Annotated in this window: 14 protein-coding genes; 9 read left to right on the top strand and 5 right to left on the bottom strand. The window is 59.5% G+C overall.

The window, feature by feature from the left end:
* Positions 1 to 41: 41 nt before the first annotated feature.
* Both FGO67_RS04675 and FGO67_RS04670 read right to left on the bottom strand, forming a co-directional pair.
* Positions 42 to 515 (bottom strand): Dps family protein, encoded by a 474-nt coding sequence (locus FGO67_RS04675; RefSeq protein ID WP_203299529.1) that lies wholly within the window; start codon positions 513 to 515, stop codon positions 42 to 44.
* A gap of 168 nt (positions 516 to 683) precedes the next feature.
* The gene (locus FGO67_RS04670) at positions 684 to 2,138 is read right to left on the bottom strand and encodes a dihydrolipoyl dehydrogenase (protein WP_203299528.1); all 1,455 of its coding nucleotides are present in this window, start codon (positions 2,136 to 2,138) and stop codon (positions 684 to 686) included.
* 256 nt (positions 2,139 to 2,394) lie between these two features.
* Here FGO67_RS04670 and FGO67_RS04665 point away from each other — a divergent pair, with 256 nt between their 5' ends.
* Entirely contained in the window at positions 2,395 to 3,066 is a 672-nt protein-coding gene (locus FGO67_RS04665) for a LysE family transporter (RefSeq protein WP_203299527.1), read from the top strand.
* Here FGO67_RS04665 and FGO67_RS04660 read toward each other — a convergent pair.
* On the bottom strand, positions 3,011 to 4,120 hold the full coding sequence (locus FGO67_RS04660; protein WP_203299526.1) for a 3-deoxy-7-phosphoheptulonate synthase: 1,110 nt from the start codon (positions 4,118 to 4,120) through the stop codon (positions 3,011 to 3,013). The two genes, FGO67_RS04665 and FGO67_RS04660, sit on opposite strands and share 56 nt — an antisense overlap.
* 354 nt (positions 4,121 to 4,474) lie before the next feature.
* Here FGO67_RS04660 and FGO67_RS04655 point away from each other — a divergent pair, with 354 nt between their 5' ends.
* Entirely contained in the window at positions 4,475 to 5,287 is an 813-nt protein-coding gene (locus FGO67_RS04655; RefSeq protein ID WP_203299525.1) for a secretin N-terminal domain-containing protein, read from the top strand.
* Between the two features lie 3 nt (positions 5,288 to 5,290).
* Here FGO67_RS04655 and FGO67_RS04650 read toward each other — a convergent pair whose 3' ends face one another.
* A complete protein-coding gene (locus FGO67_RS04650) occupies positions 5,291 to 5,833 on the bottom strand; it encodes a DnaJ domain-containing protein (RefSeq protein ID WP_203299524.1) in 543 nt (180 codons plus the stop codon).
* 242 nt (positions 5,834 to 6,075) lie between these two features.
* Between FGO67_RS04650 and FGO67_RS04645 the strand changes: the two genes are divergently transcribed.
* From FGO67_RS04645 to FGO67_RS04620, 6 genes are all read left to right on the top strand, one after another.
* Positions 6,076 to 7,179, top strand: coding sequence for an efflux RND transporter periplasmic adaptor subunit (locus FGO67_RS04645; protein ID WP_203299523.1), 1,104 nt, complete (start codon positions 6,076 to 6,078; stop codon positions 7,177 to 7,179).
* On the top strand, positions 7,179 to 10,217 hold the full coding sequence (locus FGO67_RS04640) for an efflux RND transporter permease subunit (RefSeq protein ID WP_203299522.1): 3,039 nt from the start codon (positions 7,179 to 7,181) through the stop codon (positions 10,215 to 10,217). Before FGO67_RS04645 ends, FGO67_RS04640 begins: the two co-directional genes overlap by 1 nt.
* A 119-nt stretch (positions 10,218 to 10,336) precedes the next feature.
* Positions 10,337 to 10,651, top strand: a complete 315-nt coding sequence (locus FGO67_RS04635; RefSeq protein ID WP_203299521.1) for a DUF3301 domain-containing protein — start codon at positions 10,337 to 10,339, stop codon at positions 10,649 to 10,651.
* Between the two features lie 125 nt (positions 10,652 to 10,776).
* Positions 10,777 to 11,703, top strand: a complete 927-nt coding sequence (locus tag FGO67_RS04630) for an esterase/lipase family protein (protein WP_203299520.1) — start codon at positions 10,777 to 10,779, stop codon at positions 11,701 to 11,703.
* A gap of 7 nt (positions 11,704 to 11,710) precedes the next feature.
* Entirely contained in the window at positions 11,711 to 12,820 is a 1,110-nt protein-coding gene (locus FGO67_RS04625; RefSeq protein ID WP_203299519.1) for a lipase secretion chaperone, read from the top strand.
* An 81-nt stretch (positions 12,821 to 12,901) separates the two neighbouring features.
* Positions 12,902 to 14,317 (top strand): sensor histidine kinase, encoded by a 1,416-nt coding sequence (locus FGO67_RS04620; RefSeq protein WP_203299518.1) that lies wholly within the window; start codon positions 12,902 to 12,904, stop codon positions 14,315 to 14,317.
* Here FGO67_RS04620 and FGO67_RS04615 read toward each other — a convergent pair.
* A complete protein-coding gene (locus tag FGO67_RS04615) occupies positions 14,286 to 14,942 on the bottom strand; it encodes a response regulator transcription factor (protein WP_203299517.1) in 657 nt (218 codons plus the stop codon). The two genes, FGO67_RS04620 and FGO67_RS04615, sit on opposite strands and share 32 nt — an antisense overlap.
* 206 nt (positions 14,943 to 15,148) lie before the next feature.
* On the opposite strand from FGO67_RS04615, the gene FGO67_RS04610 reads away from it, so the two are divergent.
* The gene (locus tag FGO67_RS04610) at positions 15,149 to 16,486 is read left to right on the top strand and encodes a substrate-binding domain-containing protein (RefSeq protein ID WP_238942163.1); all 1,338 of its coding nucleotides are present in this window, start codon (positions 15,149 to 15,151) and stop codon (positions 16,484 to 16,486) included.
* Positions 16,487 to 16,524 lie beyond the last annotated feature (38 nt).

Genomic DNA, 16,524 nt, shown 5'->3' with positions numbered 1-16,524 from the left:
AGGGCGGCTTACGCCGCCCTTATCCGAGAGCTCTATCGGGCTTAGTGACCCAGATAGCTCCGATACATCCACACGGTTTTTTCCTGCTGTGAGATGTAATCACTCATCAGTGCCGCGGTGCCTTCGTCGTCGGAATCGCTCGCCAGACTCAGCAGATCGCGCTGCTTACCAATCAGCTTGGCAAAGCTTTCCACGATGTTTTCCATCGCTTCCCGGCCGTCGGAAACATCTTTCTTTTCCTGCACCTCTGATTTCTCAATATAGGTGCTGTAGGCATGGGCCGGACGATGACCGAGAGTGAGCACCCGCTCGGCAATCTCGTCAATTTTCAACAACAGGTCGTCGTACAGCTCCTCAAACTTCACGTGCAGCTCGAAAAAATTGTCACCCTTGATGTTCCAGTGGTACCCGCGCACGTTCATGTAGAAAATCTGATAGTTGGAAAGCAGATCGTTCAACGAATCTGCCAACTGCACAGTTTTTTCCGTGTCCAAACCAATAAAGTTCTTACCCATTGCGTGTCTCCTTGACGTTAACTTAATTGAATATGTACGCCATCCTAGGCCACGACCAGACGGCACAGAAGTAAAATTCACCAATCCTTCCGATAGCATCAGCTTATTAATTAAGTAATGGCTATAGCTATCATCTTGTGCCTTTCAAGTCGCAATAAACGACCGCCCCTAAACACCGGGGCCACAATCGGTGCAGCCTTCTGCTGGCTCAGGACCTTTATTGAGGTTGCGATTCAGTTGTTTCAAGGCCGTACGCAAACCTTCTTCAATAACCGGGTGATAAAACGGCATCTCAAGCATCTCACTGACGGTCATTCGATGCTGGGCCGACCAAGCCAGCAAGTGCGCGATGTGCTCGGCGGCGGGCCCGAACATCTCGGCGCCCATGAACAACCCGGAGCCGTGCTCACCGTACACCCGCAACAAGCCCACATTCTTGCCAATAACCCGGCTGCGGCCCTGATCCTCAAACGACACTTCGCCAACGGCAAAGCGGCCCTTGCAGCGCTCGTCCACCTCATCGATGGTCAGGCCCACGGCGGCAATCTGCGGGTCGGTAAACACCACCGCCAGGGGTGTGCGGCGCAAGCCCGCCAGCACTTCCGGGTAGGCCGCCGCGTTGTCACCGGCAATGCGGCCCTCGTCGGCCGCCTCATGCAGCAGAGGCAGGGTGTTATTGGCATCGCCGGCAATAAAAATGTGGCTGTCGCCGCAGCGAAGGGTGTAAGGATCGAACAACGGCATGCCTTTGTTATCCAGCTCAATTTCAGCATTCTGGATGTCCAGGCCATCAACGTTGGGTCGCCGGCCGGTCGCGGCCAGAAGGTAATCGAAGGTCTCGGACACCTCCCCCTGATCGTCGTCCTGAAAGGTAATCCGCACGCCGCTCTCAGTGCGTTCCACCTGCTTTACATCCGCCTCGGGGTTGAGCGGGAACTCCTGGTTGAACGTGTCGAGGGCGTACTGGCGAATTGACTCATCACGAATCGGCCCAACCGAGCCACCCACACCAAACATTCGCACGCGCACACCCAGGCGGCTCAGGGCCTGACCCAATTCCAGGCCGATCACGCCGGGACCAAACACCGCAACGGACTCCGGCAGGTCCTGCCATTCAAACAGGTCGTCATTGACCACGAGACGGTCTTTCGCTTCCTTGAGGAACCCGGGGATATTGGGGCGGGAACCGGTGGCGATGATGATCCGTTCAGCGTGAACCTCTCGGACGTCGCCATTGGTGCCCTCAACCATCAATCGCTTCGGAGCGACAAACCGGGCGTGCCCGAACATACGGTGATGGTCTGGAAATTTATCCACCGACTCCACCACCGAGCCAACAAAACGATCCCGCTCCTGGCGGACCCGTTTCATCACCGCCTTGCCATCAATGTTGATGCCACCGGCTGAAATACCAAAAAGTGGCCCCGTAGCCATGTGGTGAGCATTGTCCGCCGCTGCGATCAGCAGCTTGCTGGGCATGCAGCCAACCCGGGCACAAGTAGTCCCGTACCGGTTCGCCTCAATCAGCACTACCTTGTCAGTGACTTTGCGAACACGCTGGTAGGCGACCATCCCTGCAGTGCCGACTCCGATGATGGCAACATCCACCTCTCGCTTTTCCATACGAACCTCTCCTTGCACCCGTTTCCTTGCAACCCTTTCTTGCAACCCTTTTTTGCAACCATAGTGACGTCGAATGACGTGCCGGCAGAGCCTTATGTAATCAACAGTATAGGGTATAGGCTGAAAGCAGCAGATCGGATCCCCCATAAGCTAGACGGGTACGAGCAAAGGGGAAATTTCCGGAAAATTGGCTTAAGCTGGGGCGCTTGCAACCTTTTGCAACCACTTGCAATTACAAGGATCGAGGGATTGAAACGTGTACAATTTTTGGCCTGAATTTCTGACTGTAGCTCTTGTGCATCTTTTGGCGGTGGCCAGCCCAGGCCCGGATTTTGCCATTATGCTCAGGCAGGCGCTCAGCCAAAGCCGATATCATGCCCTGCTGACCGCGGTGGGTATCGGACTGGGCATCCTGGTGCATGTGGCTTATTCACTGCTGGGTATCGGCCTCATCATCCAGCAATCGGTCTGGCTGTTCAGCGTCCTGAAAGTGGTCGGCGCCCTGTACCTGACCTGGATCGCGATTCAATGCCTGCGTTCGCGCGCCGGAGGCATCCACGTCAACGCTGAGCCTGGCTCCCCCCAAACGGGCCTGGCAGCGCTGCGACTGGGCTTCTTGACCAATGCCCTGAATCCCAAGGCCACCCTGTTCTTTGTCTCCCTGTTCTCCGTAGTGATCAGCCCGGACACCCCGGTTGCCCTGCAGGCCGGTTACGGCCTCTACATGGCAGTCGCCACCGCGTTGTGGTTTGCCCTGGTCGCGGTATTCTTTACCCTGCCCCGTGTCCGCCGGGGCTTTAACCGGTTTGGCCACTGGCTGGACCGCATGATGGGCGGCGTGCTGCTGTTACTGGCCGGCCAGCTGTTGCTATCTACAGTGAGCGGATCAGAGCCTCCGTCTGGCTCCAGCCCAGGCACGGATCGGTAATCGAGCAGCCGAAGATCAGGTCGTCGCTGTCATCCTGGCGCCCCGGCTCCAGGAAACTCTCCAGCATCAGGCCGCGGATGTGGTCGTTACCTGCCGCACGCTGCGCCATTACCTCTCGGGCGATGTCGATCTGACGTTCCGCCTGCTTCTGGGCATTGTCGTGGCTGCAATCCACCATGATCGCGGTACCCAGATTGGCCCCGGCCAGGGCTTGCACCGCAGCGGCGATGCTGTCGGCGTCGTAATTGGTGATTCCACGTCCGCCCCGCAGCACCAGATGAGTATCCAGGTTACCCTGGGTAGTGATCATCACCGGCGCACCGCTGTCTGAAACTCCCATGTGATGGTGGGGATGAGCCGCCGACCGCATGGCGTTAGTGGCGACACCAATACCGCCGTCGGTTCCGTTCTTGAAACCCACCGGCATTGGCAGTCCGCTCACCAGTTCCCGGTGAATCTGAGACTCGGTGGTGCGGGCACCGATAGCGCTCCAGCTGATCAGGTCGCCCAGGTAATCCATCGCGAAGGGGCTGAGCGCCTCGGTTGCCAGCGGCAACCCCATCTGTGACAGATTCAGCAGCAGTCGGCGGGAACGAACCAGGCCCTCGTTCAGATCGCCGGCCCCGGTGCGCTCGGGATCGTACAACAAGCCCTTCCAGCCCACGGTGGTTCGCGGCTTTTCCAGGTAGGCCCGCATCACAATCAGGAATCGGTCACTGACCGCATCGGCCAGGCGCTTCAACTTTTCACCGTACTCCAGCGCCGCTACCTCATCATGGATGGAGCAAGGGCCCATCACGATCAAAGTTCTGGCGTCCTCGCCTCGCAGAATCTTTCGGACGGCCTCGCGCTGCCCGGCGATCTGTCTCGCCACGCTGGCCGAAACCGGCAGTTGCTGACGCAACCCGGCGGCGGTGGGCAGGGCCACTTCCTGGCGCTGACTGGCTGCCGTATCGGCGGCTGGCTGGTTCAGTGCGTCGGTACCATTCAACGCCTCAGAACTTGTCAACGCCTCGGAACTTGTCAGCGTTTCAGAACTCGGTGGCATGTTCATATCAGTGTTCCCGTTTCCCTGTGTCAGAATCAAAAAAGCCCCGGCTGGGCTACCAGTCGGGGCTTTTTGAGTCCGGTGGCAGCCTGGGTTTTCTGCCGGGCTGCCTTCCTCGTTATTCGGTCGATGAAGATCTTATGGGCGGCCCTGGCTCTGGCTAAAATAAAAGCCATATCCAAACCACCAAGAAAACACAGCAGCGACCGCCGCTATCGATTTTTCACCGAAAGCTTGCAGAACATTCAATTGACAGATCGCGTGTATGGTCTTCATGCTTTTCAATATATACCCCCGGTTTTCAACTTGGCAACCCCGTTGTCCACACTTTTTCAGTCGACAGCAGGGTCGGGAGCAGACATGACACTGACAGAACCTCATTTCTTCCGACGCGGTCCGGTTAATCTGCCCCGGGTCCTGGCCCTGTTCCTGAGCCTGCTGTTACTGCCGGCCGCGGCCTTTGCCCAGAGTGAGGCACGAGTCTATGAGTTGCAGAATCGCCCCGCGGACGACGTCGCCCAGCAGATCCGTGAGCTTTACCAGAACGCCCCGGTTACGGTGACCGCACGGGGCCAGCAGGTGGTCGTGCGAGGTGAGCCTGCCTTGCTGGATGAAATCGGCATGCTGATCGACACCATGGATGTGGCACCGGCGCAGCTGCGCATCACCGTCCGCTCCCGTCAGGATATTGGTGGAAAACGTTCCGGGGCTGGAGTCTCCGGTTCGGAGAAACGGGTTAACGTCACCGTTGAGCGTAAGGTCACCAGTACCAACAATAGCCAGCTCCGAACGCTGGTGGTGCAGGATGGCCAGTCGGCCCACATTACCTCCGGCCAGGTCCGAACCCTGCCGTTCGCTGTTCTGGGTGGACGCAACCCGGCGGCCATCCTCCAACAGGTCGAAACTCGCAGTGGTTTCCTGGTAAGCCCGCAGGTTATTTCGGACCGGGCCATTGAGGTGAGTATTGTGTCGTTCGAGGAAGATCCGGCTGCCCTGCCCGGCTATGAGACCGAGGCCGTGGTCACCATTCGCCGGGTGGAACCGGGTGAGTGGGTGGCGCTAGGCAGCACCTCCACCTCCGCCGACACCGAGCGCTCAGGCATCACTTACAGTGTTAGCAGTAGCCGTTCCGACAACCGAAGCTTCGAGATCAAGGTCGACATCCTGCGCTAATCGTCAACTGCTCCGGCTCTGGGCGTCGGCCCGGGAACGACCTCGAAGTAGCACGGCTTTTGCCTCGTTAATCTTGGCCGCCAGATAATCATTGCCTCCGCGGTCCGGATGCAGTTTCTGGATCAAACGGCGGTGCGCCGCAACGATTTCCTGTTCATCACAACTGCGGGCCACGCCGAGTATTTCGCACGCCTCTTGCTTCGACATACCGCCATGCGCGGCCGAACGCTCAGAGCCCTGCTCGTAAGGTTCATCCTCAGCTCCCTGCCCAGCACCTCTCCCGTCACCCCGGCCCAGATGCTGTTTCACCATGGGCATGAATTTGAGCAGCGCCGGCAACTTGCGCAATAGCGGTAGCACCGCCGCCACCGCCGCGGTGAGCACATGCACCCGCCCGGTCAGCACCAGAAACAGCAGCAGCGCGCCGCCAACCACCAGCACGCCTTTCCAGATTGCGGTTTTCTTCTTGTCGTGCGACAACGCCCCCCACTGCTTCAGAATAACGAAAACAGCAGCCGCCAGAGCGATACCGAGAATCCAGTGCATGGCATGATCCTTAGCGAATGAATGCTCGTAATTCTGTCACTTCTTCCGCTGACAATACCAGCTTCGTGCTTGTCAGCCGGCAGCGTCACCGGGGCGACAAACGCCCTCAAGCCCTACGCAGAAATACCGACAACCCGGTGACAATCACCCTGCAAATTTTGTAGGATGCTATGTTTTGTAGAAAACATGTATTTCCCGGCTGCACCAACGAAAGAACAAACCCGATTCCCAGGACCCGAATTATGCGCACTGCCTCCCGCTTCGTGATCGTTATCATCTTCCTTGGCGTCGTCCTTGGCGGCATTTTTGGATACAAGTTCTACCAGTTTGGCCAGATGCAAGAACAGATGAGCCAGCCCCGCCCGCCGGCCCAGGTCTCTGCTGTTCAAGCCCAAATCGAAAAATGGACGCCTGCGATCAAAGCCGTGGGCAGCATCGAAGCGGTCAACGGCGTTCAGGTTGCCAACGAGGTGCCCGGGGTGATCGAAGTGGTCAACTTTGAGTCGGGTGACACCGTCAAACAGGGCGATGTGCTAATCCGCCTTGATTCTGCCATCGACCAGGCGGCCCTGCGCACCCGCCGCGCCGAAGCCCAGCTGGCCGAACAGGAATTCAAGCGGGTGTCAGACCTGCTGCCCAAGCGTGCGGTATCCCAGTCCCAATACGATGAAGCGAAAGCCAACTTCGACGCCGCCCGGGCCCGGGTCAACGAGGCCGAAGCCCAGTTGAGCAAGAAGGTCATCCGCGCGCCCTTCGACGGCCGTCTTGGTATCCGCATGGTGGATCGCGGTGAATACATCGCCACCGGCACGCCGATTGTTGAGATCAACATGCTGGATCCGATTTACGTGGACTACACCCTGTCCGAGAAAAACCTGCCAGACGTGCAGACTGGCTACCCGGTTGTGGCAACCGTTGCGGCCGTGCGCGAGCGCGACTTCAAGGGTACCGTGGCAGCCATCAACACCTCGGTTAACCCGGAAACCCGCACCGTGCGCATCCGCGCCACGCTCGATAACGAAGAACAGCTGCTGCGTCCGGGCATGTTCGCCACCGTTATGACCCGCCAGCCGGAAGACAACGACGTGGTGACAGTGCCGCGCACTGCCGTTTCCTACAACACCTACGGCGACTTTGTCTTTGTTATTGGCAAGAACGATGACGATACCCAGGTAGTCACCCGCCGCACCGTGGTGACCGGTGAGACCCGGGACAACAAGGTAGCCATTCTGTCTGGCCTGGAGGAAGGCGAAACCATCGTCTCCAAAGGCCTGCTGCGGTTGCGGGCTGGCCAGCCAGTCGCGATTCAGGACGACGCCGCCCAGTCAAAGGAGGCGTCTGAATAATGCGATTTACCGACATTTTTATCCACCGTCCGGTACTGGCGACGGTGGTCAGCCTGCTGATCCTCCTGGTCGGTGCCCGAGCGGCCATGGAGATGGAGATCCGGCAGTATCCGGAGCTTGAAAGCACCACGGTGACCGTCACCACGGCCTACCCCGGCGCCAGCTCAGACCTGATCAAAGGGTTTATCACCACCCCGCTGCAACAGGCCATTGCCGAAGCCAGTGGCATCGACTACCTGACCTCAACCAGCTCTCAGGGCGTGTCCACCATCGAAGCCAAGATGGAGCTGAACTACGACGCCAACGCGGCGCTGGCGGAAATCCAGGCCAAGGTGGCCAGCCAGCGCAACGTGCTGCCGGCTGAAGCTCAGGACCCGGTCATCACCTCCACCACCGGTGACTCCACGGCGCTGATGTACATCGCGTTTTACAGCAGTGAGCTGGAAGTTCCGCAGATCTCCGATTACCTGACCCGAGTGGTGCAGCCAAAGCTGCAGGCACTCCCGGGCGTCGGCAAGGCTGATCTCATCGGCCGCAAATTTGCCCTGCGAGTCTGGCTGGACCCGGAACGCCTGGCTGCGGTGGACATGACGCCGCCGGAAGTGGTCGCCAAGTTGCGCGCCAACAACTACCAGGCCGCCGTGGGTAATACCAAGGGTCTGTACACCGCAATCAGCATGACCAGCGACACCGATGTCGCCAACCCGGACCAGTTCCGCAACCTGGTGGTCAAGCAATCCGGCAGCACCCAGATTCGCCTGCAGGACATCGCCCGCGTGGAGCTCGGCTCTGAATCCTACGACCAGCTCGCCCTGTACAAAGGCGACCCGGCTACCTATGTCGCCATCGAGCTGGCCCCCGGCGCCAACCCGCTCACCGTTGCCGGCCTGGTAAAAGATTCACTGCCTGACATCGAGAGCCAACTGCCCTCCGGCCTGAACGTCCGGCTGGCGTACGACGCCTCCGACTTTATCGAAGACTCCATCAACGAAGTCATCAAGACGCTGCTGGAAGCCCTGGTGATCGTACTGGTGGTGGTATTCCTGTGCCTGGGCTCCGTGCGTGCCTCCATCGTGCCCTCGGTGGCGGTGCCTCTGTCTCTGGTAGGTGGTGCCTTTGTCATGCTGATGTTCGGGTTCTCCCTGAACCTGCTCACCCTGCTGTCGATGGTGTTGGCCATCGGCCTGGTGGTCGACGATGCCATCATCGTGGTGGAGAACGTGCACCGCCACATCGAACAGGGCGAGACCCGGTTCGATGCCGCCATCAAGGGCGCCCGGGAAATGGCGGTGCCAATCATTGCCATGACCACCACTCTGGTCGCGGTTTACGCACCCATCGGCTTTATGGGCGGCTTAGTCGGCTCGCTGTTTACCGAATTCGCCTTCACTCTGGCCGGGGCCGTGGTGATCTCCGGTATTGTGGCCCTGACCCTGTCACCCATGCTGTCCGGGCTGGTGCTGAAGCCCCACGGTAACCCCGGCAAGTTCGAGGGCCTGGTCGAGCGCAGCTTCAACGGCCTGTCCAACGGCTACAAACGGGCGCTCACCTCGCTGATGGAAACCAAGTCGGTGGTCATCTTCTTTGCCTTTGTCGTGCTCGGCTCCATCTACTTCATGGCAATGATGAGCCAGAACGAGCTGGCACCGACCGAGGACCAGGGCATCCTGTTCTACCAGGGCCTGGGCCCGCAGACATCGACTCTGGACTACCTCACCGAGCACGGCGACGAGATCCAGAGCCGGATGTCATCCCTGCCGGGGTACGAGGAAGACTTCATGATCATCGGCTTCACCGGGCCGAATGCCGTATTCGGTGGCTTCAAGATGGCGCCTTGGAGCGAGCGGGAGATTTCCCAGTTTGAGGCGCAACCGCAACTGGACGCCGAACTGAAGCAAGTCACCGGCCTGCAAACCGCGGTATTCCCGAGGCCTTCGCTGCCCGGTTCTGGCGGCGGCCTGCCGTTCCAGTTCGTGATCACCACCGGCAACAGCTATGAGCAGCTGAATCAGGTGGCCGACGAGCTTCTGGGCGAAGCCATGGGCAGCGGCAACTTCATGTTCCTGCAGAAGTCGATCAACTTCGACCGGCCCATCACCCGGATCAATGTCGACCGGGACCGGGTAGCCGACCTGGGCCTGTCGATGCAGGACATTGGCCAGGCGCTTTCCAGCATGCTCGGTGGTGGTTACATCAACCGCTTCAACATGGAAGGCCGGTCGTACCAGGTGATTCCACAGGTTGACCAGAAGTTCCGTCTGGACGCCCAGGCCCTGAGCGATTATTACATCCGCACCGACACCGGTACGCTGGTGCCTCTGGGCAGCGTGGTGAGCTTCAGCAACGATGTCGAACCATCCTCACGCACCCAGTTCAACCAGCAGAACTCGCTCACACTCCAGGGTGTGGTGATGCCGGGTGTCGCCGCGGGTACCGCCATGGACTACATGGAGAAGACCGCCGAGGAAGTGCTTCCTCAGGGCTTCAGCTTCGACTACACCGGTCAAAGCCGGCAGTTGGCCACTCAGGGCAGCGCGCTAGTCGTGACCTTCTTCCTGTCGCTGCTGGTGATCTATCTTGTGCTTGCGGCTCAGTTCGAAAGCTGGCGTGATCCGCTGATCATCCTGGTATCAGTGCCCATGTCGGTGGCTGGTGCGATGTCGTTTATTGTGCTCGGCTTTGCCAGCATGAACATCTATACCCAGGTCGGGCTGATAACCCTGATCGGGGTGGTGTCCAAGAACGGCATTCTGATCGTGGAGTTCGCTAACCAGCTTCAGGTCGAACGCGGGCTGGACAAAATCAAGGCCGTCATCGAAGCGGCTGCCATCCGCCTGCGCCCGATCATCATGACGTCACTGGCGCTGATCTTTGCCATGGTGCCACTGCTGATCGCGGTCGGCCCCGGTGCCGAGAGCCGGTTTGCCATCGGCCTCACCATCAGTGCAGGTCTGGGTATCGGTACGCTGTTCACCATCTTCGTGTTGCCGGCGTTCTATATCCTGCTGGCCCGGGACCACAACAAGGCGACGCACTGAGCTGACCCCAATCCCTGACCGGCGCACCGACATGCCGGTCAGGATTTCCCCAGGCCGCCCTGATGGGGTAGTCTGGGGCCCATCCTTTACTCTCCACTCCCATTGAAGCTGCGTTTATCGTGACCCTCGGAACCCTTTTCTGGCTTTTCACCGCTACGTTTATCGTCTGGTACTGGTGGCGCGCCAAGGCCATCAAGGACTTCGTGCTTCAGGCTGCTCGCCGCTACTGCAAGTCGATGGACGTGATGCTGCTGGACGACGCGGTCTATCTCCGCGGGCTCTGGTTCAAGCGCGACCCCGAAGGCCGGATCAGGGTCTGGCGCCGGTTCCTGTTCGATTTCACCAGCACCGGAGAGGAGCGCTATACCGGGCGGATCATCATGCTGGGTCAGCGCATCATGCACATGGAACTGGACGCGCACCGCATTCCCTGAACCTCCCCCGCCCCTCCCCCAAATGGGCGATTTCTTGCTCCTGCTTTGGCACCAATAATCGACAACGCATTAACGACCTATGGCCGCACTAACGTAGCCGCTTACAACAACAATTGGAGTTAATCATGCGTATAAGAAAAACCGCAGCCTTCGCGCTGGGGCTCGTCCTGCTGTCAGCCTCATTCCTCACCCACGCCGGCTATACCTCAACCAGGCATCCCATCGTTCTGGTTCATGGCGTCACTGGTTTCAACACCATCGGCGGCCTAATCAACTACTTCCATACCATTCCCTGGAACCTTGAACGCAGCGGTGCGCGAGTCTATTCCGCCAGTGTTTCCTTCGTTAACAGCAGCGAACAGCGTGGCCAACAGCTGGCCAATTACGTCAACGGCCTGGGCCACTCCAAGGTGAACCTGATGGCCCACAGCCAGGGCGCGCCCACCTCCCGGGTGACGGCGTCACTCATTCCCCACAAGATCGCCTCCATCACCTCCATCAACGGGGTAAACAAGGGCTCCACCGTGGCCGACGTGGTCCGTGGGGTACTGCCTCCGGGAAGCTACGTTGAGGGTGGCGCCCAGGCCATCGCCAATGCTCTGGGCGGCCTGGTGAACGCCCTGTCCGGCTCCAGTAATCCGCAGGATGGTGTCGCAGCCCTGGAAACCCTGACCACCCGGGGCACCACTGATCTCAACAACGCGCTCGGCTGGAAAGGCGTAAACCGTTCCTCCTGCTCTGGCACCAACGAAGATGTCTGGATCAACGGCAATCGCATCAAGTACTTCTCCTGGACCGGCCGCGGCGTCTGGACCAACATTCTTGATGCCACCGATCCCTTCCTCGGCATTACCTCCCTGGCCTTTGGCGGTGAGCCCAGCGACGGCTTAGTCGGCGTCTGCTCCACCAAGATGGGCAACGTCATCGGCACCCACTACGACATGAACCACGTTGATGCCATCAACCATCTGTTTGGGGTTCGCTCGCTGTGGACCAATCCGGTGTCACTCTATCGCTCACAAGCCAACCGCCTGAAGAACCGCGGTCTGTGAGGCAGTTATGAGACATCGTCCCCAGCAACATCGTCGATGGCTCACCACCTTCGCACTGTCGGCCCTGGTGGCCGGCAGTGCGATCTGGTGGTACCTGCCAGAGGCGTCCGCCCCCGCCCCCAACATCAAGACCGTCAACGCGCCCGCCCCTGTGCCGCCGGCTGGCACGGCCATCAATCCGCCAGCAGCTTCATCCGATGCGTCAGCCACGGATGACTCGAAAACAGTCGCCGAAGTGGCGAGCAGCACCCCAACCAGCCTGGGCCCCGATCCCTATGCACCCTCACTCAAGGGCACCGACATTGATGGTGCGCTCAAGACTGATAGCCAGGGCAAGCTGATCGTCGATCTGGAGACCAAGGATTTCTTCGACTATTTCCTGAACACCGTGGGTGAAGTGACCCCAGACCAGGCACTGGAACAGATCCGGACACTGGCTACGACCAGCCTGCCAGCTGCAGCAGCCGCCGAGGCCATGGCACTGCTGGATCAGTACCTTCAGTACAAGCAGGAAGCCCTGGCAATTCAGGCCACACCGCTGGACCCGAGTCGCCAGAATGATCCGAATTACCGATTAGAGATGCTTGAAAAAGCGTTCACTGATTTGAAACAGGTGCGCCAGGGTATATTCAGCTCGGAAGCTCATCAGGCCTTCTTTGGACTGGAGGAAGCCTACGGCGAGTACACCCTGGCAACCCTGGGCGTTGCTGCCCGCACCGACCTGTCGGCAGAGGCCAAAACCGCACTGGTAGCGTGGCACCGCGACCAGCTGCCGCCGCAACTGCAACAGACCGAACGTCACCTGCTGGCCAGCAACGAACAGAACCGTCGCCGCATGGCCACCATCGACGCCGCCGAATCACCGGAAAGCGCTGGCCAGAAGCTCATGGCACAGGGCATGTCATCCGAAGCCGCCGCCAGCGTGACCGACTACCTGCAGGAGCGGGCAACCTTCGATGCCCGTTACCAGCATTACGAAGCAGCATTGGACCAGTTGCGCGATTCCGGCCTGACCGGGAAGGATGTGGCAGCCCAGCAGACCCAACTGCTGAACCAGCACTTTCCCGATCAGAAACAGCAGACCTGGGCACGCCTGAAAATGCTGGAAAGCAATTGATCAGACTGTGCGGGCACGCGCGTCTTCGGCCCGCACAACGTTTTACACTGGCGGTCGCCCAACACCGGCAGGTAATTCATCATGGACCCTCAGGTCATCATGTCGCAGCAGTCATCCGGATTCCGGAGCCTGCGCTTCTGCACCGAACTTGAACCAGCATACCGGCAGCGCCGGGCTTTGGCGGTGCGGGACCGCGCCCGGCTGGTGTCTGCAGCAGGTCTGCTGATTTTCGGCATCTTTATCCTCCTGGACCTGGCCACACTGCCCCCAGCACTGGCCGAGGTGACTGTAACCATCCGGCTGATGGTCACCTGCCCGGTGATTGCCCTGCTCTGCTGGCTGTCACATCAGCGCTGGCCGGGAGACCTGCTGTTCGAGCGGCTGTATACCCTGGCCTATCTGGCCGGGGGCTTGAGTGTTGTCGCCATCATTGCTGCTGCCCGCCTGCGGGATTTCCCGCTGCCCTATGAAGGCATGCTGCTCATGCTGATGTTTGGCTACTTTGCCATGGGCCTGCCCTTCTTTTCCGCCAGCCTGGCTTCCGCCCTGATCATCCTGGCGTACCTGATATGCGAGCTGGCCATCGGGCTGCCCACCCACGCACTGATGAACAACCTGTTCTTTGTGCTGACCGCCAATGGCATAGGCATGATCGGCGCCTGGCTTACCGAATACCGTCACCGCGCCCACTACCTCGACCAATGCCTGATCCATCAGTTACACCAGGCTGCTGCAGAAGAGAGCGAACGCAAGAGCCGCCTGATCACCGTGGCCAGTCACGACCTCCGCCAACCCCTGAACATCATCAGCCTGACCCTTGCCAACCTGGCGGCAACCTCACTGCCAGCCGAACAACAGGACCTGGTGCACCGGCTGCAGGGTACAGTCGGCCATTTTCAACGGTTACTGGGCACGATGCTGGATATTTCGCGCATCAACGAAGGCATGATTCATCCGGAACCCCAGGTGATAGATCTGGACGGACTGCTGGATCAACTGATCGACCTGACGGTTGATCATGCGGATCTGCATGACATTAGGCTGTACCGGGCCGAGGCCAGCTCCCCACTGCAGGTACTGGCTGATCCTCAGCTATTGTTGCGGGCCCTGCAGAACCTGGTCTTTAACGGAATCGATCACAGCGGCGGCACCGACATTCGCATCTCAGCGATGCTCCAGCACGGGCGGATACGGATCAGTGTCAGCGACAACGGCAGCGGGATTGATCCGCAACTCGGGGATCGGGTGTTCCAACCTTTTATTCGCGGCACCGGCAACCAGGAACACTCAGCCGGACTTGGGCTCGGGCTGGCCATCGTAAAGGAGCTGACTGAATTAATGCACGGCACCTGCGGCTTCAATACGGCTGTCGATACCGGCACGACCTTCTGGCTCGATCTACCCGCGCTTCCACTCACCCCTGCTCAACCTCCGATAACGCAGCAGCAAGCACACCCGTGCTCGGTTACAGCCACCCCATCTGGCGTGCCTGACTGACGCACTCGGTGCGATTGTGCACCCCAAGGTGAGTGAAGATGGCCTTCAAATGGGTTTTAACGGTATGTTCGGTAAGGTTAAGACTCTGGCTGATGCGCTTGTTCGGAAACCCCTGTGCAAGCAGCGCCAGCACATCCTGTTGCCGAGGCGTCAGCACCTGAATCTGTGTCGACAGAGACCGCCGCCCCGGGTAATAGTCCTCACCCCGACTGACACTGCGAACCATACGGATCAACGCCGTCCGACCTGCGGATTTCGGCAAAAAACCTCGGGCACCAGCGGCCTGTGCAGCGCGCACCGTGGTCTCGTCGTCAGAGCTGGAAATCACCACCACAGGAGGCTTGTGGGCACTCATTCTGGGCAGCAACATCAGCCCTGTTTCGCCCTGGAGCGAGACGTCCAGTAGCACCAGATCGATTGAGCATCGGCCGGACAGCACGGCAACTGCCTGCTCGACCGTATCAGCCACCTCCACGGTATCAGCCAGGGCAGACTGAGTGAGCAAACCGGCCAGCCCCTGGGCAAAGAGCGGATGATCATCAACAATCAGAACACGGCGCAGCGGCAATGGCTGTCCGTAACGAGCAAACGAATCACGGACCACCTGGCTTGAGGTTTGGTTCATTGGTCACCCCGCATCTTGTGTGTTTTTGTTACTGCGGCCCACTCACTCTATGCCAGTTAACGCCTCGGCACCGCGGCCTGCTTAACAGTTCTGGCCGAAAACCTGGTGGCACAGCCGCGCCGAATTCGTGTCCCTGAAACATTACTGTCACATCTCTGTCGCATTCTTCCGGCAACGCTAACTATCAGTTTTAACGGAGTTTCAGGATGAACAACCCCCATTCCGGCGGAGCCCTGCACTACCCATTTATGTGGCTTCTGGCCACGATCCTCTGGCTGCCCCTGGCCCAAGCCAACGACCTGGCCATTCACGGCTCCAACACCGTTGGCGCCACGCTGGCGCCCATGCTGGTTGAGGGTTTCCTGAACAGTCAGGTCGACTCGCCAGTCATTAACCACAACAACGGCACCGACAACGAAACCATCCTGATCGGCGAACGCTCAGACTCATCGATTCGGGTTCTGGTCGCCGCCCACGGTTCCAGTACCGGCTTTTCCGCTATGAACGCGGGCGAAGCCGACATTTGGGCATCGTCGCGCCCGGTGAAACCGTCGGAACTGTCGCAAATGGCAGGACGCGCTGATCTCACCGAACTCGCCAGTGAACACGTCATCGCCATTGATGGCCTGGCCATTCTGGTGCATCCATCCAATCCGGTTAACCAGCTCAGCATCGACACCCTGGCCCGCATCTTTGCCGGCCAGATCAACAACTGGGCAGAGCTCGGAGGACGAAATCAGCCCATAAACCTCTATGCCCGGGACGACCGATCCGGCACCTGGGATACCTTCAAGAGCCTGGTTTTGCGCAAGAATTTCACCTTGGATGTTGCCGCTCAGCGCTACGAATCCAACGACCAGCTCTCCGATGATGTCAGCCGGGATCCGGCAAGCATTGGCTTTGCCGGCCTGGCGTCGGCTCGGAGCAGCAAGGTCCTGGCCATATCTGATGGCAACGCCCCGGCCCTGAAACCCAACCAACTGACCGTTGCCAGCGAAGACTACCCACTGGCCCGACGCCTGTTCATGTACACCCCGGGCGATCAGACCACGCCGCTGGCAAAGGCATTTATTGAGTTCGCCTTGAGCCAGCAAGGCCAGGCCATCGTCTCCCGGTCCGGCTTCGTGTCGCAAAATCCCATCGCGGTTAAACCGGCACTGAACGACAACACCCCCGTCACTTTCAAAAGCCTGACTGGCAACTACCAGCGGCTGACAGTCAACTTCCGGTTCTCAGAAGGGCGCACTCGCCTGGACAACAAGGCCCAACGTGACCTAAGCCGGGTTTTGAACTATCTCGACAGACACAACCAAAGCGCCGATGACTTGCTGCTGATCGGTTTCGCCGATGCCCAGAGCGATGAGCTGAGGGCCCAGATGATTTCCGAGTTACGCGCCCTGTCCGTCCGCAAAGCCCTGGCGGGCGAAGGTTTGCGGGACGTTGCCTACACCGGTTACGGCCACTACATGCCGGTGGGCACAGCCGGCGGCGACAGCGGTCGGCAACGCAATGGTCGGGTTGAGGTCTGGGTACGAACGCCCTAATGGTCTAGACTCCCAGCAGGTTTACCGATCTTACACGG

This window comes from Marinobacter sediminum (assembly GCF_016820575.1).
Classification (GTDB): Bacteria; Pseudomonadota; Gammaproteobacteria; order Pseudomonadales; family Oleiphilaceae; genus Marinobacter; species Marinobacter sediminum.
This window is presented reverse-complemented; position numbering and strand designations above follow the sequence as displayed.